The sequence below is a fragment of the Latilactobacillus fragifolii genome, from assembly GCF_905332535.1.
In the GTDB taxonomy this organism is placed as follows: Bacteria; Bacillota; Bacilli; order Lactobacillales; family Lactobacillaceae; genus Latilactobacillus; species Latilactobacillus fragifolii.
Window position 1 is genome coordinate 1 of the sequence record NZ_CAJOCF010000008.1, and the last position, 20,064, is coordinate 20,064.

Here is a 20,064-nt window from a genome sequence, read left to right on the forward strand (position 1 = left end):
TAAAAGGTGACGAACAACAGCGCAATAGTTATATCGATGCTTTAGAAGCAGGTAATAAAGATGGCAACATGGATCCTTTTGTCGATTATATTGCAGACAAAACCGAAGAAACATTAATTCAACGCAATGAAATTCTTGCAAGAAACGAAAAGAATATCGAAGAAGCAGCAAAGGAAACTAACCTAAGGCCTAAATTCCGTGATAATGAAAATGATATAGAAAGATAATGCATGTGAAAGGAGTAGCGTCTATGGTAGATAATACGGCACTCGCAAAGTTTATTACATCTTTAGGGTCACTAAACGGTTATGGCAGTACTGTTTTACAAACAAAAAAAGCGTTAGATGAAGGATCAACTAAACCACTACGCCAAAATGTTGACGATATTGCAATCTTTCAAGATTCTTTAAAAGGAATTGATGCCATTAAAAAGATTGGTTTTTCTGCTGATGGTATTATTGCTATTAATAAAGCATTCAATAGTGATTCTGATGAACAACCTAATATGCCTGGCCATTTAAGGAATGCTTATTATAATGATGATGATCGTATTGCCATTACGATTGACGAACATGCTCGTGAATCATATTTTCCTCCTGAAGTTGTCACAAAAAATAATCTTGATGAAATTGTTGATCGATACAATGACTCGGATAAATCAGAGAGAGCTGCTTGGCGGGTTTTTGCTGATTTATCTAAATTACAACCTTTTCAAGATGGCAATAAGAGAACGGCCTTGATTGCTGCTAATGCAGCTTATGGTACTTTAGAAAATGGAAATTATTTAACATTACCGTTTAACGATCTTGATCGTGTCGACTTTGTAGTCGGATTAATGCGGTATTATAACGCTAAAGATCCACAAGCTGAAGAAGCAGCATTTAAAAGAATGATGAGTGTACTACCTTCTAAGCAAGAAAGACAACTTGAATTGAGTAAGCCGATTGTTCAAGAAAACAAAAATGAGTTTAAAACCATTCGCTATAAGCGTGAATTGAATCAGTCAGACGATATTGGTTACTAGAAACCTGTAGTTAGAAAGTAGTTGTGGTGGTATACTAATTTTATTAGAATTACAAAAATTAAGGTTATTTATGGGAGAAGAAAATGAAAAAAGTGGTAAGTATTTTATTGCCTATGGTTGCTGTAATATTAGTACTTGTAGGGTGTGGTAAAAGTAGTATGATGGGCGAAAAAAAGACTGTATCAGAAGTTGATCGATTGTTGACTGAAAAAGGGCAGCAATTTCAGTTAGATTATATGCATTTCGAAGTAAAAACACCCAATCATATAACCGCTACTGATACTACTAATGGATATAAAAATTATCTTTCATTTGAAAAAATTGATACTACAAATGATAAAAGGTATGCTATATACAAAATTCAAAGTACTGGAAATGGACCATATAAGTTTTTAGACGGTAAAACAGCGGCATTAATAAAGCGAAACAAAAATAAAAATTCTGTCCTAACTATTTGTATAGGAAACAAGAAAAAGTTGACGACTAAAAGAATTGATAGAAATATACAAAAAAATCAAAATGTACAAGGTGGCAGCACCTACGATCTAAAAATTCAGAAATAAAATTGATAAGTACGATGAGAGCGTCAAACATGTGAACAGTGGAATTAAAATAGAAGAATAAAAAAAGATACCCCTTTTACAAGGGGTATCTTTTTTTGGAAAGGATTTAATATGAACAATTTTTTACTGGCCACCGCATGGTGGGGTGACAATGATGAGGAAGCGAAGACGGCCCTTAAATTTCTAACGAAACATTCAGATATACTGCATTATCAGGATTTATGGGGCTTTATTCTCGCAAAGTGTAAGTGGGGTATAATTAGATTTTTCTATACAATCAATGAATGGTTGGCCAAACTGATGCCGAGAGTGTTTGATTTAAAAGGCTTATTACATGATGCCGGTTTTACTGATTTAAATTCAGCGATTATTAATGGTGGGATAGTTGCGGCTTTAATGGGTTTTTTCTTGACATGGGCGTTTTTTAAAAAAAGTTTATTTCCCAACAGTTCAGAATCAGTCAAAAAGATCATTACACAGGTCTTTATTGCCGTTATTTTAATTGGTGGTACTGGTTCAATTATTGATACTTTATTTGATATATCCGAAAAAACATATACCTCAGTTACTGGTGAAACAACTAAGAATGATTTGGCTATGACGTTGATCAAAAATAATACAACCGATTTATTTAAAGTGGCTGATAATGGTTGGAAGAGCGATAAAGCAAGTCAGAATAGTTTAAATAAAGATAATTTTGAGAGTTCTGATATGTCAGCTATACTGTCGTATAAAAAAGTAGATGAGTTAAAAGAAGATAACAAGGAAATGGGCTACTTGGCATATAGATCAAATTACGATACTAATGGAAATCAAATTGCTACTAAAATTGCTGATGATCAAGGACTAATCAAAGTTTATGATCCCGGCTATGCACGTTATTCAGCGAAAGGCATTGTATTAATTCCAGGACTAGGGGCTTTGGCAATCGCCAAAGCCTTTATTTTGTATATGACGATCTATACAATTCTCTCCATTGGAATTGCGGCATTAATTGCACCTTTTGTCTACGCGACAGATTTAGAAAGTGGCAAACGTACTAAGGAAGTCATTAGTGATCTATTGAAAATGATTATTCTAATTGCCGCTTTAGGGATTGAATATAAGTTTTATGTCATTGCGTTAAGTTATATCGCAGATAAGTTAACCGATCCATTGCTATATGTCTTGGGTCTAATTGCGGCGACAGTCTTGCTACTATTTGGGTCACAGAAGTTCTTAAAATATTTTGGTGTTGATACATCAATTAAAAGCTCCGGATCAGGTTTATTTAAAGCGGCTGCGGCAACAACAGTGGCGACACGATTACTTAAAGGTGCTGGAACGAAAGGTAAAGAAGGTATTAAGTCAATTAAAGACCGGAATAGTACACCAAACGATGGTGCAACAGCTAGTCTAAATAATGGTGGAGGTTCAGATGTTAATACTGGTGATACAGATAATGCTAGTGATTCAATCAAGAAAACGAATATTCCAAAGGCATTAGCAAAAACAGCTGGTTATATTGGCGTTCGTGGAGTTGATGGTGCATTTCAAGATGGCACTGGTATGGCTAAAGACAAGGTTGTTGATACAAGTAAAGCCGTTGTCAACGGTGTAAAAGATAAGGTTGACGGTATCAAAGATAAAGTTGGTGGAGCGGTTGATAATATGAAAGAGGCTTATAAGTCAGGTCAAAATACCGGAGTCGATAAATATAGTCAACATATGGGTAAACCTGGAGTGGATAATACCCCAAGTGAGATAACGATGACTCCAAGCGGCGGTGGCACTTTACCAGAAGTTGACACAGCAGCTGAAGTAACGCCAACAAGTGGATCTAATACGCCAAAACAAATGTCTAAAGACTTACCAGCTGGCAGTCAAGGACAAGCCGCTGAAGCTCGTGACCAACAAACAACGTTACCAAATCCTAATGAACAAGCAGCAAATAACAAGCCAGTTATGGAAGCACAAGACACTGATACACCACTTAGTCCAAATCCTAATACCCCAAGTGCTGATTCGGAAGCGACTAATGACAAACAGGTTGCGCGTCAAAAAGACCTGAACGAGGTAGTGCACCCAGAAACACCAGCAGTACCTGCTCAAAGTCCGGTTAATGGCCAAAGTGATCAAAAAACTGTAACTGCGCCAAAAGAGATAAACGCACGTCAACAAACAGCTAAAGCACCGGTTCCTAAAAAGGCCCCTAAAACTAAAGCTGAAGTTCAACGTCGATTGGAGGAAATGAACCGTGGATAAGTATTATAATATGAAAAATATTCGAGATGTTAAGCTGCCAATGATGATTGGGAGTATGATACGGTTATTCGACATTATTATATGTGCTGTAGTTCCAATCCTCGTTTATAAATTAACCGAAATTTTTAATATGAATTCTTGGCAAATGCTAGGAATTACAGTTCTTTCATTCTGTCTAACAATTTTTTTAGTTAAACATAGTTCTCACAATCCTAAAGAACCGAATGCTAAGCTACTATTATATGGCTTTGTAATGGATCAGAAACACTATTATGCGTTAGATCGAATGCACAATTATGCTAAAGATTTAGATAACTATCGTAATTTTAAACGAAATGGAGATTACTAATGAAAAAAATTGAATCAGGATTAAATGAACCAGTAGGCTCTTTTTTTAATCACAAAGGAGATACGTCAATTCTCAATGCAGTACCTTACAAACGTTGTACACCTGAAGGAATTGTTATTAAAAAAGATGATACTTGTCAGGCATTTTTATCTGTCAAGACACTTGATTTAGATTCAATGAATGATGACGAGCTAGCAACTTTTGCAGATGCTTATACGCGCCTTAACAAGATTTATAGTGAACCGCTAAAGTTAATTTCAATGTCGCGTAAAACAGCCGTTCCTAAACAAATTGGATATTGGAAGCACAAGAGTCAAGTTTCCGCTAAACAACTGGTCACTAATCAGAATACTGATAGCGCTCGAGTTATGAACGAGATTAGTCGTTCAACGATTGGTAAGCTAGAAGATATCGAGAAAAATAAAGTCGATCTAAAGTTTTATTACATTGTGTTTGCTGATAGTCAACAAAGTTTAATTAAAAAGATTAGAGTTTTACAGGCTGTTGGGAGTCGTGACTTTGGTCTTCAGATGTGTAATAAAGAAGAAGTCACCCATATTCTTTATCGTATGAATAATATGAATGATGAAAGTGAATAAAACAGTATTTAAAAAGTGCTAGATTGAAAAAAGGAAGTAGCTTCTAATTAGAAGTTACTTCCTTTTTCTTCTTACGTTCTTTTAATTTTTTTAACAGAACACTAATCACGAGAATTTCCCAAATAATCAAGTTAATCATTCAATGCACCTACTTATTATTTTCTTTTAACTGCAATATAACACTAATAAAGCATCAACAATCTATAGTTTACGAATAATTAATAATAATAAAGAAAAATTAATGCTGAGAGACGCACGAGAAGGTCGAGTTCGTTTAATAAACCGGTGGTTGGTGGCGAAAAGACTAATAATTCAACTTACAAAAAGAATAATTACAAATATACAATAAAAGAGGTAAAATAAATGGCAAAAGAAGGTACAAATCAAGCGAACCCATTACTTAAAAATGGTCAGTGGCAAATTGAAGACCACACGCAAGGTCAAGATTGTAGTGAAGCATTGTTATTTATGATGAAAGATCGTGATCATGAATTTGCACTGCCCCTATCTGTTGTTTTGAGCTGTTTGCGGGTAGCTGAAACAGAAGGTTATGTGCCATCATTGTCAGATAATTGGTGGATAGATGTAAAAAATGCCTATTAGCTAAATGAGGTGCTCGATTGGATATTTTTAAATTAAAAACTGGCATTAACCCAGCTTACAAAATTACTAAGGTGAATTTTGAAGAAAAAACATTGAAAGAAGAACCTTACGTACAGAAACAGGTCAATACAGTATCATATTATGCAGTCTGCCCTAAATGTGATAATCCAATTCAGATTGTTGGGTTACAAAAAAATACAAGTGAATCTGGTAGAAAACCGTATGGCAGACATAATAAAGGTGACGTTATCGGGTTAGCCCCATACTCTGAAATCGATTATTTAGAGTGCCCTTTTTCTAATCCTAGCTGGGTCAAAAAACCAGGTAAGCGTAGTCCTAAAAGCCCATTAGCGAATAGGACGTTACGCGCTATGCGTGATTATTTTGACTGTGTTATCAAACTATTGGAAGAAAGGACGGGGTTGAGGTTTAGTCGTAACTTAGCGAAACAAATGTTGGAAAGTTATTTATTAGATGAAGGCTGGTTATATCGCCAAGCGACACTTAATAATATTCCCTGGATATTAGGCGAAAGTTCACCGGCAATTCCTTTATTTGGACGATATCTTTATAAAGACAGTGCTTTAAGTCAAGCTATCCACACTAAATGTACGGATATCGCACTAGAACCAGCAGCGTATTCCGCAGACTTGGTTCAAATTAGAAATAAACCAGGGCAATTTATTCGCTTGGAATTTATATTTTGTAATCATCAACAAACGATTAAAGGCGAAAGTATGCAAGAAACGATTGATTTTTGGGTTTTTTCCAAAAACAATGCTGGACATGTTGATACCATATTTAGAAAAACAATCCCAATTGAAGCCAACGATCTTGTTAATTTAATCCAGGAAAGTGAACATCGAAATATTCAATTACTCGCAATTGCGAAAGAACTAACAAAAAATTATATATAAAAATGAGGGCCTGAATCTTAATAGATTCGGCTTTTTTAATACAATCAAATAAGGAGTGAACAACATTTGTTAGAAATTATTGATAAAATTCGTGGACAGGCGGGTATGCCGCTTGATCCGCATAATAAATTTACACGGAAGCAATTAGTGAACCTAGAAAAAGAAGGCTATGACCTAGATTGGTTGAAACAGATTGCGCCACAAGGTGGCCTTTATTTCGATGAAGTCTCCGGAGTTGAAAGTGATGGGTTATTTAACTGTTTAGAAATCAATGGCTTTAGTAAGTTACCGAAGTTTGCCTGGTTGTCGGCCATGATGAACAATCAATATACAATTTCAACCCTCGATACAATGACTGATCCCAAAGATAAATTAATCAATGATATTGAAGCTGGTTTGAACGAACTATTGGATCGCTCACAGAACGCTAACAAAACCATTGATCAAGAAAAGTCTAAATCGGAATATTTAGACATGTTAGCTTACGCCGACGCTTTAACCCAAGGTGGGGAAGTCGCTAAACAAATTCGTCTGAGAATCTATATCTACGCACCGACAAGAGAGTTATTGGAGGAACGAACCGACGCTATTCGTACCGAAATCCAAACTTATGATTATAAGGCGAATGTCTTCTTATTTGAGGCTAGCCTTCAATACCAAGCGTTATTCTTAAATCTAAAAGAACAAAAAGAATTATTAAATAATCGGACCCCATTCTCAATCCGCAGCTTAAACATCGGTGGTGGGCTACCATTCCACCATCAAAGTTTACTGGATAAAAACGGCTATCCTTATGGCACCACCCAAACGGGTGGTGCTTTTATTTGGGATATTTTCGGTAAAACAAACACCCGACTATCTTATAATGGTGCCGTCTTAGGTATGATGGGGGCTGGTAAATCCAACCTTTTAAAAATGATTGAAGAAGCCATGACTGGCGCTGGTAATAAAGTCCGGGCGATCGATATTGTTGGTGACTTTAAGACTTTAACTAAGAAACAGAACGGGGCTTATGTTAATTTGGACGGTTCGGACGGTATGATTAACCCTCTAGAAATCTTTGCCACAATTATTGATCGCGGGACTTTCAAGGTTGATGAGGCCAAGTCCTTTACCCAAAATATTTCACGTATTTCGGATCAGTTTAGGTTTCTAAACCCCAGTTTCAATAATTACATGATTCAACAATTAAGAACTTACTTGAGCCAATTCTATATGACAACTGGACTATTACCGAAAGATTTTCAGACTAATCCGCAATTTAAAATAACGGGGCTGAAGGCTGAAGCATACCCAACATTAAGCGAATTTTTGGCCTATTTAAAACAAATACGTTTACCAGAAAATGCGACACCAAATCAGTTGGAAGCGTTAGAGTCGATTAAATCAACAGTGACCGATGCGATTACGAGTTATGGCAATATCTTTGATGGCCACTCTACAATTTCAGACTTATCAGCAAAGCAAATTGTTGTTTTTGGTACAGGTGAACTAGAAAGCCAAGCGGCTGAAATCTTCCACTGTCAGATATATACTGCTTTAACCATGATGTGGAACCATGCCTTGCAGAATGGGATTCAAATGAAGTACTTATATGATCAAAACAAAATCAAAAATGAGGACATTATTCGTTGTATTTTGTTCCTCGATGAATGCCACAATATTGTCAATACTAACATGTTATTTGCTGTCCAATTTGTTTCGCGATTTGAACGTGAAATGCGTAAGTTCTTCGCCGGATTATGGCTAGCGACACAATCACCAGAAGAAATGGTCCCTGAAAATGCGACTGGCGAAGCACAAGCAGCGATTAAAACGGTGCTTCAATTTACACAAAATAAAGTGTTGATGCGAACTGATTCTAGTACGATTCCGGCCGTTAAACGCCTGTTAGGAGATTCAATTACTGATTCAGAATACAACATGTTACCTAGTCTGCAGGTTGGTCAAGCAGTCGTTAACCTAGGCGCTAAGGAAACGTATAAGGTCCAATTTGAACCCGACAAATCACAATTACGTCGCTTCGAAGGTGGTCAATAGTCAATAAACTTATGAAAAGAGGTTGTTTTGATGGAGGATCAGAATTTTGATGGTGAGCTAAATAAGAACTTAGAGCTTTTAAACAAGATTCGAAAAATAAAAAAATGGTTGTCTTGGTCGACAATTATCGTCGGACTAATCAGCGTAGCAATTGCGTTTATAGTCCTTTTTACTTTTATTGCCATTGTTGGCGGAGCTTCTCAAGATAACAATTCAGGCGATAACATCAATAATGGGCCGGTTACGAACCTAAATTTACCTGCAAAGGTCGAAAGTTATCGCAGTATTGTAGTAAAGGAATGCAATGATCAGGGCTGTCCGGACTTAGTACCATATGTTTTGGCTATAATGGCTGTTGAAACTCGAGGAGAAGGTAGTGACGTGATGCAATCGTCAGAAAGTCAAGGACACGCCCCGGGTTATTTTAGTCCGCCGGAGAGTATTCACTATGGTGTTATGGCCTTACACAACTCACAAAAAACCGCTCAAGCACATGGCATTGATATGAGTGGTGTACTGTTGGGATACAACTTTGGGTCAGGTTACTTAGAATGGCTTGCTAAACAGGGGCTGACACATTCCTCTACAAAGACCGCCGATGTGTACTCTAAAACAGTTGTCGCTCCAGCATTAGGCAATACAACTGGTGCCACTTATAGCTATCCAAACCCAGTCGCCATACCTTATAATGGCGGCTTTTTATATTTAAATGGTGGTAATTTCTTTTATGATTTACTGGTTGGACAGTACTTGAAACAAGGTGGTGGTGCTTCTCCATCAGGTAATAAAATCCTAGATGAAGCTCAAAAGTATCTAGGGATTCCGTATGTATGGGGCGGTCATAATCCCGCAACGGGCTTAGATTGTTCTGGATTCGTTGGTTTAGTTTTAACTAACGTTACTGGCAAGCCTTATCCAATGTATACTGTATCGCTTGAATCATGTGGCACTGAAGTACCATTAAATCAAATTCAAGCAGGCGACATGTTGTTCTGGGGCGCTAAAGGTGCGAGTCACCATGTTGCTTTTTACATGGGTGATGGCAAGGTCATTGAAGAACCACAACCGGGTGACGTTTGTCATATTCGGACATATCATGATGGCAATGAACCCAACTTTGCGGTTCGGCCAAATCTTTAGTGAAAATCATGTCAAACTTTAATATAATGGAGGAAAATAATGGAGTTGAACGTACTAATGAATTGGAGCGCTATTGTAATTTCAGTACTAACCCTCTTTGGGATACTATATAAGGCATCAAAAGACACTAAAAGTTTAAGAAGAGATCATAACGACTTACATCGAGATAACACTGACTTAAGATTTGATCACAATAATATTTTAGATGTAGCCAAGAGTGTCAAAAGTGATACAAACAATCTTAGCCATCATCAGGGCGTTATTCAAAGTCAAATAACTATCCTATTAGATGAACGTAAAGAGAAATTTAACAGGTTAAACGGCCTGACTTATGAACAAAATAAAGTTAACACTGCTCTATCAGAAATAGCGGTATTTAACGAAGTTATGCAGCGAACACAAGCTGATAATCAGCGATTACTTGATGAAAAGCGTCTTTTAGAAGTTAAAGTTCAAAACCTAAAACAAGAAAATGAAAAGTTAATATTAGCGTTGGCAAAGTATCGTCATAAAGATAATCAATGCTCACGAGACAATGGTTTTGAAAGATAAAATCATTGTTTTAGTTAAAAAGAACCCCAAAGCGGGTTCTTTTTTATTTTCACAAATTTATTTAAGAGGTGTCAAACATGAAAAAACAAACAAGTTCAGTCAATCTAGTTTTAGTCGGGATTACCTTAGTGTCTTTTATTATTGCATCAATGAGTGGCTTTGCTTATATGGCAAGTAAAAGTGATTTTAAAAGTCAACTTGCTAATCAAAAGAATACTTACCAGCAGAAAAGTAAAAACAACAACGTTGCTTTAATCGCAAAACAGAACGAGATTGACCAGTTAAAGCGCCGAATTAGTGCCGACAATAATCAAAAAGATTCAACCACGACAGCGACAATCAACGACAATGCAGCAACAACGATTGACCATTTTGTCCGTACGATTCTTGGTGGCCAATCGGCCGCAACCATGCGGAAAACCTTAAAGCCACTTGCAACTGACGGTGTGATTCAAAAAATTGCGCCAGAAAATGTGAATGAAAAATATGATAACCAAAATCAAAGCGCTAAAATTTCCTTCCAAAATATTCAAATTTACCAAGCTTTAAACAGCGATTCTCAACAACCACAATACTATGTCGTCGCCAATTATCAAGCCGATAAAACGATTTTAAAGATGCGCATGGTGATTGAATTAACCCAACAAGCTAATAAAACTTTAATTAGTCGCGCAACCTATGACATGCAAAATACAGCCAATGGAGGTGATTCAAGTGCCAACTAATGATAGTAAAGCGCAAGTTATAACGGATTTAAAACGGCGCTTTGATTACTTTGAAGGTGAACAAAAAACCATCATTATTAAAAAGTTTCTACGCGAACGCCCACATGCAAGTGGTAACGATTATCAAAAAGTAGAGGTCGATTGGTTTGACTATGAGCCTGATTATAAGTGGTTGTTAGTCAGACTCCATGCTTCTAAAAAATACGCCCGGATTCTTTTTAGGAATGTTCATGACTGCTTTATTAAAGAATACGGAGGTGATTAAAGGTGGCCTATCAGAAAGATAAACACCGCAAGTACTACAAAAGAGTCTTATCGTTTTTCTTAATCGGAATTTTAGCGATTAGTTTAACCGCCTTTTTTAGAACGACTTCGACTTCCAAACACAATACAACTAAGACTTTACCATTTATTAGTAATGAACACTTTACGTTAGTTAAACGGGATTATAACCCGCAAACGAAATGTTTAAAGATTGCTTATGCCCTCGAAAATGACCTTGATAATCAATCACAAGAGGCAAATCAAACAACAACGACAACTGATGCAATTGAGACCCTCAGTAATATCAAATATCGCACCAATGTGCTCTCAATTACTGACCCTGGTCATCCGTTAAAGCACACCACGGTTAAAGTTAAGGATGATTTTATTGAACTTGTTGTCGACCAAGTACCCGACGATTTCAAACTCATTAAAGTGCAAATTGCGCCGGAAGCGATCAACACTAAACTTGATACTAGCGCACTGAAAACTGATGCAATCTACACTTTATATATTTTACAAAAAGATTTTAAAACAACGCATGCAACCCAAATGAACACCAAAGCCATTCAAACTAATGACTATTTGAGTTATAAATCAAGCGTTCTAAATACAAAAATAAAAAAATTGGAAACTCAAAATGCTGGTTATAATCTAGATATCAAGCAAAAACAAAAACTCATTAAGACCATTAAGTCTGATATGCAATATGATACTTCAGATCAAAAAGAAACCCATGAATCACAAATTAATGGTTACAACAATACTATCGACCAAGATAAACAGTACCAATTAGATAATGACCATACGATTAAAAAGTTGAAACAACAGTTAAAAGAGTTAGAAGAAAATAAATTGTAAATATAGGAGAATATCGCATTAGATATACCTAAAAACTGTATATCTGATGCGATATGTATCGTTTGAGATACTGCACGCTAAATATTGATATAGCAATGTTTAGCGCAAGGGATACATGTATCTTTTGCGCTCGTTTTTTTAGGGAATTTGTCCCCAGATTTTATGTTTAGGAAACCCATAGGCACAGCCTATGCCCCACCTTTCTTATGAAGGTGGGGACAGTTTCCCTTATGCTCTTTATTACCAAGATAAAAAGAAAGGATTTGATGACTTGCCAGAACTTAAAATAAGAAATGTTAATCAAAGGACAATTGACTTTTTAGACCAGAAAGCGAAGGAAGTTTCCAAAATTAATGGTTATAAAGTAAGTCGCAATGACTTACTAAAAACGATTGTTGAAGGTTATCCGACACAAGAGATTTTGAGGTACAAAGAAGATCACTTCGACCAAGCAGTTAAATTAATGACAAACAAACTACAGGAGTACATCGACAGTAACGATGCTTTAATTAAGGCTCTGCTGTTTGACGATGAAAGGAGTGGTAATCTTGATGACTAGTTTAACTTTAAAACATTTGCGCTTATCAGATGGGAACATAGCCTATCTTGATGGCTACATTCAACAACACGAATTAGTGTCTAATTATTCCGAAGCGCTCCGTGATATTTTGATGAACGCTGAATTAAATGACACCAAAACCGAAAAAAAAAATTCAGCGATTGGTAAAGAAGTTTCGATTTTATTAGAAATGTTGAAAGAGGAATTAGGTGAAGCCGCCTACGACTCGGCCAAAGAAGTTGTTGAGAGTCGCATTAAACGGCAGGTGACTAAAAATTCTAATCCGAAGAAAACTAAAGTAGCACAGACCGAACTACAGGACACTCAAACAAAACAAGATACCTCTTCTAAACCCGATGAGTTCGACGAACTATTAAAACGTAAATTAGGTAGTCGGCCATGAGACCAGGGATTATTTTAACGTCAAAATTTGTTTTACCGCAGGCCAAGGATTTTCAAAAATATATTGATTATCTGACCCGCCAACAAGCTCTATTAAAAAATGAATCTCACTCGATTAATGACCAAATTGAATTAAAACGAATTGAGGTAGGTCTCGGTTCGCTGTTTAATGAACCTGGTGAAATTGAATTAAGTTCAAATTCGAAAGACCCCAGAGCGCTGGAAGCAGAAAAAATTTTGAGTGGCCAATATGACTTTGATCGATATGATGTTTTAGATTTTTCTAAAATGGTTGGATATATGTCTCGCCAACAAGCACTAGAAAATAAAGCGACGCTATCACCATTAGAACAAAGCGAGTTAATCCGGATTAAATTCGCACGGGATAAAATTAGTCATAAGACTGTTAAACCTGACCGACCATTAAATGGGGTGTTCAGTTTAGAATCTGATAGGGTAAAACCGTCTGATTTAGAAGCCATCAAAGACAAGTTTATTACTGGCCAAAAGAACGGTTCTGTTCTATACCAAGATGTCGTAAGCTTTGATAATCAGTTCTTAAAACGCAACGGCATTTTGAAAGGGAAACAAGATCTAGATGAAGATAAATTAAAATCTGTCGCGCGCGACATGATGACTAACTTTTTTGAGAATGAACAACTACAAGACAGTGGCTTTTGGTTCGCTAGTATCCATCGCAATACCAAGCACGTGCATATTCATTTTGCAACGATTGAATTGCACAATACCCGGGAATTGATGGACACTAAAATCGGTGACCACACGTTTAAACAACCCAAGGGCAAGCGACGTTTAAAGACAATTGATCAAATGAAACAAACCTTTGTTAGTCACTTATTGAATCGTGATGAAGAACTAAAGCGTATCAGTGAACTAAGAAACCAAACGACGCTGGAAGCCAAAAAAAAAATGGCCCAAGTCGCCGACCCCAAAACCATACGCCTATTAAACGAACTTTATCGGAGCTTACCAAAGGACCGCAATAAATGGCACTACGGTGACCCCAATAAGTCATCTAATCGCAACCAAGTTGATAATCAAACTAGAACAAGGCTTGATCAGCTAACGAAAAGATTAATGAAAGATAACCCAACCTACAAGGAATATGTTCGCTTAGTCAAGAAGGAATATGTCGTTAGCCAGTCAATTTATGGTGAGTCAACACGCGATTCTAAAAACTATGAGAAAAATAAGCTGGCTGATATTAATAAGCGCATGGGCAATGCCATCTTGAACGATTTAAAAGATTATAACAACACCGCTCGTAAAAAGATACGCTGTTTATCAAAAACCGAATTTGATAAACAGCGCTTTTTTAATGCAAAAAAACAAGCAACACCGAAATTATCAAATCAAATTTTACGTCAACTTAAACGCAGCATGAATGAGGACCTAGAACATTATCGGGCTCGCCATGCTTATGAAAAAACACAACGCGAGATTGATTATTCAAATGGTTACTAACTAGGAGGTTTACTTAATGCCAAATTATAATAAAGAAGATTTTGAAAAAGCAAAACAGGTTGATATTGTTGAGTTCTGTCAAGCAAACGGCATTGCTCTAACCAATGATGGTGAACGTTACTATCGATTGGCTGATCATGACTCACTAGTAATTGATCGGCGTAAAAACACTTTCTACTGGAATTCACACCACAAGGGCGGTGACGCAATTAATTTTGTTCAAACAATCATGTATGACGACGCGCCGCACAGCAGTATTAAGGCAGTTGAAACACTATTAGATGAAGATAAAAATTACTTAAAGACAGAGCAGGTACATTTTGTTGCTGAACCTTATCAATATCAAAACAAAGAAGTTGACCGGTTTGATCGTGTGCCACAATATCTGCATGAAGTTCGCGGGATTTCGAAAAAAACGATCAACGAATTTTATGAAGCCGGTATTTTAGTGCAAGATAACTTTGGCAATGCCGTGTTCAAATGGCACGGGTCTAATCCAAATGAAATTGTTGGGGCGAGTGAACAAGGCACCACGATTAATTATGAAAAATATGGTAAGCGTGGAACACGTAAAATCATTCAAAAAAATTCAACACCTAATTTTGGTATGAGTTATCAAATCGGGGAACCCCGTAACTTAAAATTTTTTGAAAGCTCAATTGATACTATGTCATATCGTGACCTACACCCTGAGCTAAAAGATACCCTGTTAGTCTCGATGGAGGGTTTAAAACAAAACGTCGTCAACAACTATTTAGTCAATAATATTAAAACACGCCAAGCTGCACCCGATTCGATTGAAATTTGTGTCGACAATGATGAAGCAGGCCAAAGATTTTATGAAGATCTTGCTAAAGTTGAGTATACTTGTCGCTATGATGATCGCGACGTTCGTTTTGAAAGTGGGATACCAAATGAACCAGATTGTAAAGATTACAACGACGTTTTAAGGAAGCAGAATAAGCAACTTTCAGCAGAAAAAAATGCGGCGTTATCTTCTGAAATATCACCTGATGCACACTTCATTGATGTTTTAAATAAAGTATCAAACAAAACGCAAGTGGGTAAACTAAAAACCACTCCTGGTCAACAAGTTAGTCAGCGCTTGAATCAACTGTCAGCCAGATTAGGTATCACAGTCCAAAATAATTTGTCCCCCCAACAGTTCACTAAGCAATACGGCCAAGAAGCTGGTGTCTACTTGCAAGATAGTCGCGAACTTTTATTAAATCCAAATAATTCTAAAGATCAAAATGCCACCACCATTATCCGTGAATTAGTGCATCAATCATTTAATCACCCTGAACAAGCACAACTAAACTTAAATACTGAATTTATTGAAAAGCAACCAGTAGCGATTAAGCAATTAAACGCTGACCTGGTTGCTTTTTCAATTAGTCATGGTTTGAATTTGGATACAAAAAACCTTGTCGATCGGATTAAAGACTGGCGTTATGAAGAGCAACCGTTAGAAAAACTAAATCAAAAACAACAATTAATGATTAAAGATTACATTTCTGAAACTTTACCAAAATTCGAAAATCATCTAGCGGCTGACGAACAAACCACTATTGAATCAACTAATGAATTAAACACGTCAACAAACAATCAGACTACTAAGGAGGAAGAAATTCCTATCCAACAAGAACCTGAACCAGAAGTTGAACAGCGTAATCAGTTAGTAAATGCGGCTGAGGAAGAAACAGCTCAAGCGTCTCAAGCAACCGCCACTATTTATGGTAGCGACTTCCACGAAACAATCGAATCAGTCATTAAAGACCGCTACTCAGAGCCTGAAATTAGTCGTCGCGAAGTTAAGCCTGGTATGACCGAAGAGACCATAATCTTTAATACCGCCTATCAAGAACATGAACTAAAGGTCCGTTATGGTCAACAAAACCAAATTGATTTAGGTCAGAATCACCAGTCTGAAGATGGTGTGACGACCCTCAGCATGTCAAGTGATGACCAAGAAGCGGCGCTTTTGAAGTCTTTGATTAGTAGTCCCCGATTAAGTTTCCAGAAAATAACATATACCGCCAATAATGAAACTACTAGCGAGGTGCCATTGACCAAGCAAAACCATCACCAAGTCGAAAATGAACAAGAAAATGGACTTTAATTAAATAACTGACAGAGAGGTGCCTAGTAGGCACCTCTCTTTTTTTGCAGAAAGGACAGACTAACATGACAAAAACAACTCTTTACCACGGTAGCACACAAAAATTTTCAGAATTTGATTTAAAACATCTAGGCCAAAATGGTACGGCGCAAGGCGCAGGTATCTATACGACACCGGACCAAGATGTCGCAGCTATGTACGCTCAGCTGACTGATGAGCCTGGTTATATCTATCAAGTTGCCAGTGATTTAAAAAAACCATTATCGCTAGATCGCATGACTGTTAGTGACCAAGAATTATCAAAGATTATTGATCAACTTCATGAAGAAACCGACCTATTGTCCAACTATGGGGACGTTGAATATTCTGGGTATTCACTCGTAAAAGATGAAGCACTTGAGCTTTTACGTGAAAACGACAACGATGTTGATCTATTTAATGATTTAGCTTCAGCAACTGGTGATCCAGAAATAACTGCTGAAACTTTTGAATCTGTTGGCGACTATACGCACATTATCTCGCATGACCAGACACGTTTGAATAGTGATGTCTATACAATTTTGAATCCAAAGAATGTTGAAATTACAAATATCGAATCTACTAATTATGAAAAAGAAATTCCTGAAGAAATTAACAACTGGCTGCAACAAGATTTAGTACCAACACATGGAAAAGGAAATGATAAATTTTATATTTCTCAAGAAGAAGGAAAGCTTATAATCTCAGATGTCTTATCTATGGACGGAGACGTAAGTTATGACTTAAATAGAAAAGGTATTGAACTTGCAGAAATAGAACAAGAAATTTCACGGCATTTTAAAAACTACAAATCAATCGATAAATTTTATGACGACGCTGAGATTTCTACAAAAAACATGACAACTGAAAGGGAAGCAAATAAATTCACGACAATTGATGCAAGGGCAACAATCTATAATGGTGATTTCCATCAAGAAGTTGAAACGTTAGTTCAAAAGAACTATCAAAACACCACAACTAAGACAAACGAACTTGAACCAGGTATTTATCACGAGACCTTACAGTTTGACGCTGATGGTCGCCAACGACAATTAACGATGCTTTACGGCGAACAGAATAAAGTGGAACTCGGTATGGACCAGCTATCCGAAAATGGGACCACTACTTTGAAAATTGGTGGTGATCAACAGGGTGGCCAGATTATTAGAGACTTATTAGATAGTCCACAGTTGGCTGATAAGGAAGTTACTTTTACGCCGAATGACGCAGTACATTCTGAAATGGATTATCATTCGCCAAACCGAACAAAAAGATCGGTTGACCAATCTATCGGCATAGAATAAAACAAAAAAGCCCCGGCCTCAACGGTCGGAGCTTTCAAGTATTAGTATTAGCGAACTAATATAAAGAAATTGAATGAAAAAATATATCTTAGGCGTAATTAGTATAATATATAAAGTTAGCTTGAATTGCAAGCCTAACAGAATAGGAGTTATTAAAATGACTATTTATGGTATTTTAGCGGAAAAGAAAGACGCTGCCACTTATATGGCGGAAGCACTCGGAACCATTACCAAAAAGGACTTAAAGAATGGCTATATCGAAGTTAATCAATCTATTTTAGGCGGAAAAGCGGTTATAACATGGCCAGACGGACATGTTGTAGGTTTAGCGGATATGGCTAGTTATGGGGATCAGTACACAAAATGGGACTTAGCTAATTTACCGTTTTTACCAACGCATTATCGCTTTGAAGTCGCCAAGGAAGGCTATAAGCGAAAAAAGTTCAACAATGTTAAGGCAGCGCTCCAAACGGTTGATGAGATTATTATCGCGACTGACGCTGATCGTGAAGGTGAGAATATTGCCTATTCAATCCTTATTAAGGCAAGACTTAAATCAAAAATTAAGTGGCGCCTTTGGTACAACAGTTTACAAAAAAGCGAATTCCAACGAGCTTTTAAAAATCTATTACCGGCTTCCAAGACATACCCATATTTTGTGGAAGCTCAAACTCGCCAAATAGCCGATTGGAACGTTGGGATTAACTTAACTCAAGCCTATACGCTACACTTACAACAAGCCCACTTAAAAGGCACATACACAGCAGGGCGTGTTCAATCACCGGTTTTAGCGGAGGTTGTACGCAACGATCTTGCGATTAAATCCTTTAAACCGATGCCTTTCTATCAGTTAAAAGGAAACCATCAAATTGATTCCCAACAAGTTATTGAATTTAAACATGATCAAAAATTCGATACTAAGGACGAATTAATGCACTTATTAGCCGAAAATAACTTGTCTGAAGATGTTCATAACTTTCAAGTCAAAGAGATCAAAACGGAATTAAAACACAAAATTGCACCAAGATTATTCGACCTAGCCGGTATTCAAAGCTATGCAAATAGTCATTGGCAATTTGCTCTCGACAAGACATTAAGTCTAGTTCAATCTCTATATGAAAAGAAGTTGGTCTCTTATCCACGTACGGCTTGCGAATTTATTACGAATGGTGATTTTAACACTTTAAAATCTAATTTAAGCCAATTAGCGCCAATCGTTGGGGTTGAATTATCAGAAATGACCAATCAACTCCCACGACTGCAATATGTTAATGACCAAAAGGTGCAGGAACATTATGCACTGATTCCCTTAAAGCAAGCTAACATTGATTTAACCCAACTTTCAGATGATGAAAATAAGGTTTATAAAGCCATCGTTCAACGAACTTTAATGATGTTTATGGCAGACTACGATTATGAAACCACCAAAGTAACTTTAAAAAACAAACAAGTGACCTTAGCACAATCTGGTATTACGCCTGTTAATCAAGGTTGGCACCGATTTATGAATAGTGATAAACAAGAAAAGGTCGTGTTACCAAGCTATCAAAAAAAACAAACGGTTGAGGTGACTTTGCGAATTGAAGAAGGGGCTACAAAACCACCTAAGCGCTTAACACCGGCTTCATTAGGTGGTAAAAACAGTTTAATGGAACGGTTAGGTCTAGGGACCCCAGCGACGCGTTCTAGTATTGTGGAAGGCTTAATTAAACGTGACTATTTAACCGAGAAGAAAAATCAACTGTTCCCAACGGAAAAAGGCCGGCTATTTTATGATTTAATAAAAGATGATTTACTGGGGTCACCAGAAATGACCGCTAATTGGGAAAAAGCCCTGTCTAAAATTTCTGAACAAAAAATGACACAAGAGCGCTTCTTAGAACAAAATAGAAACTATATTGAATCAGCTGTCGCCAAGATTAAAAGCCAACCTATTTCTAATAAACTAGTCACAGCCGTTAGCCATCAAAATGAGCTAGCGATTGGGACCTGCCCCAAGTGCCAACAGGGGAATGTTGTACTGAAGCCCAAGCTCGCTAAGTGTGACAATAACAAGTGTGACTTTATCGTTTGGCCAACCATCGCTAAGAAGAAATTAACCACCAATCAAATTAAAACCTTAATTACAAAAGGTAAAACTCGCTTAATTAAGGGATTTACCAGTAAAAAAGGTAGCAAGTTCGATGCCAGATTAAAACTTGATGCCGATTACCGGGTCACTTTTGATTTTGAGCACAAAGCATAAAAAGCGCTTATCCCTGAGATAGGCGCTTTTTAAATTTTATTGAAATGA

General features: G+C 36.9%; 19 protein-coding genes and 1 pseudogene. All 20 read left to right on the forward strand.

The window, feature by feature from the left end; all coding sequences use genetic code 11:
- A pseudogene (locus J7Q78_RS08485) lies at positions 1–227 on the forward strand (hypothetical protein); the annotation flags it as partial.
- Positions 228–250: 23 nt separating this feature from the next.
- Positions 251–1,024: a Fic family protein gene (locus J7Q78_RS08490; protein ID WP_208423022.1), complete on the forward strand. Its 774-nt coding sequence runs from the start codon at positions 251–253 to the stop codon at positions 1,022–1,024.
- A gap of 83 nt (positions 1,025–1,107) precedes the next feature.
- Positions 1,108–1,587, forward strand: a complete 480-nt coding sequence (locus tag J7Q78_RS08495) for a hypothetical protein (protein WP_208423021.1) — start codon at positions 1,108–1,110, stop codon at positions 1,585–1,587.
- 111 nt (positions 1,588–1,698) lie between these two features.
- Positions 1,699–3,831 (forward strand): pLS20_p028 family conjugation system transmembrane protein, encoded by a 2,133-nt coding sequence (locus tag J7Q78_RS08500; protein WP_407929566.1) that lies wholly within the window; start codon positions 1,699–1,701, stop codon positions 3,829–3,831.
- On the forward strand, positions 3,824–4,180 hold the full coding sequence (locus J7Q78_RS08505; RefSeq protein WP_208423019.1) for a hypothetical protein: 357 nt from the start codon (positions 3,824–3,826) through the stop codon (positions 4,178–4,180). The genes J7Q78_RS08500 and J7Q78_RS08505 overlap by 8 nt, the downstream gene beginning before the upstream one ends.
- Positions 4,180–4,779, forward strand: coding sequence for a hypothetical protein (locus J7Q78_RS08510; RefSeq protein ID WP_208423018.1), 600 nt, complete (start codon positions 4,180–4,182; stop codon positions 4,777–4,779). The genes J7Q78_RS08505 and J7Q78_RS08510 overlap by 1 nt, the downstream gene beginning before the upstream one ends.
- A gap of 363 nt (positions 4,780–5,142) precedes the next feature.
- Positions 5,143–5,382: a hypothetical protein gene (locus J7Q78_RS08515; protein WP_208423017.1), complete on the forward strand. Its 240-nt coding sequence runs from the start codon at positions 5,143–5,145 to the stop codon at positions 5,380–5,382.
- 17 nt (positions 5,383–5,399) lie between these two features.
- Positions 5,400–6,299 (forward strand): hypothetical protein, encoded by a 900-nt coding sequence (locus J7Q78_RS08520; RefSeq protein WP_208423016.1) that lies wholly within the window; start codon positions 5,400–5,402, stop codon positions 6,297–6,299.
- Positions 6,300–6,365: 66 nt separating this feature from the next.
- Positions 6,366–8,339, forward strand: a complete 1,974-nt coding sequence (locus tag J7Q78_RS08525; protein ID WP_208423015.1) for a VirB4 family type IV secretion system protein — start codon at positions 6,366–6,368, stop codon at positions 8,337–8,339.
- Between the two features lie 30 nt (positions 8,340–8,369).
- Positions 8,370–9,479, forward strand: a complete 1,110-nt coding sequence (locus J7Q78_RS10040) for a lysozyme family protein (RefSeq protein WP_235688092.1) — start codon at positions 8,370–8,372, stop codon at positions 9,477–9,479.
- Between the two features lie 39 nt (positions 9,480–9,518).
- On the forward strand, positions 9,519–10,031 hold the full coding sequence (locus J7Q78_RS08535; protein WP_208423014.1) for a hypothetical protein: 513 nt from the start codon (positions 9,519–9,521) through the stop codon (positions 10,029–10,031).
- A gap of 77 nt (positions 10,032–10,108) precedes the next feature.
- Positions 10,109–10,756: a hypothetical protein gene (locus tag J7Q78_RS08540; protein ID WP_208423013.1), complete on the forward strand. Its 648-nt coding sequence runs from the start codon at positions 10,109–10,111 to the stop codon at positions 10,754–10,756.
- On the forward strand, positions 10,746–11,021 hold the full coding sequence (locus tag J7Q78_RS08545) for a hypothetical protein (protein WP_208423012.1): 276 nt from the start codon (positions 10,746–10,748) through the stop codon (positions 11,019–11,021). The genes J7Q78_RS08540 and J7Q78_RS08545 overlap by 11 nt, the downstream gene beginning before the upstream one ends.
- Positions 11,022–11,023: 2 nt before the next feature.
- The gene (locus tag J7Q78_RS08550) at positions 11,024–11,881 is read left to right on the forward strand and encodes a hypothetical protein (protein WP_208423011.1); all 858 of its coding nucleotides are present in this window, start codon (positions 11,024–11,026) and stop codon (positions 11,879–11,881) included.
- A gap of 190 nt (positions 11,882–12,071) precedes the next feature.
- Positions 12,072–12,440, forward strand: coding sequence for a hypothetical protein (locus J7Q78_RS08555; RefSeq protein ID WP_208423010.1), 369 nt, complete (start codon positions 12,072–12,074; stop codon positions 12,438–12,440).
- Positions 12,433–12,843, forward strand: coding sequence for a hypothetical protein (locus J7Q78_RS08560; protein WP_208423009.1), 411 nt, complete (start codon positions 12,433–12,435; stop codon positions 12,841–12,843). Before J7Q78_RS08555 ends, J7Q78_RS08560 begins: the two co-directional genes overlap by 8 nt.
- The gene (gene mobP2 / locus J7Q78_RS08565; protein ID WP_208423008.1) at positions 12,840–14,327 is read left to right on the forward strand and encodes a MobP2 family relaxase; all 1,488 of its coding nucleotides are present in this window, start codon (positions 12,840–12,842) and stop codon (positions 14,325–14,327) included. Before J7Q78_RS08560 ends, mobP2 begins: the two co-directional genes overlap by 4 nt.
- Positions 14,328–14,343: 16 nt before the next feature.
- Positions 14,344–16,449 (forward strand): DUF3991 domain-containing protein, encoded by a 2,106-nt coding sequence (locus J7Q78_RS08570; RefSeq protein ID WP_208423007.1) that lies wholly within the window; start codon positions 14,344–14,346, stop codon positions 16,447–16,449.
- A gap of 65 nt (positions 16,450–16,514) precedes the next feature.
- Entirely contained in the window at positions 16,515–17,771 is a 1,257-nt protein-coding gene (locus J7Q78_RS08575; RefSeq protein WP_208423006.1) for an ADP-ribosyltransferase-containing protein, read from the forward strand.
- Between the two features lie 157 nt (positions 17,772–17,928).
- Positions 17,929–20,016, forward strand: coding sequence for a type IA DNA topoisomerase (locus J7Q78_RS08580; RefSeq protein ID WP_208423005.1), 2,088 nt, complete (start codon positions 17,929–17,931; stop codon positions 20,014–20,016).
- Positions 20,017–20,064 lie beyond the last annotated feature (48 nt).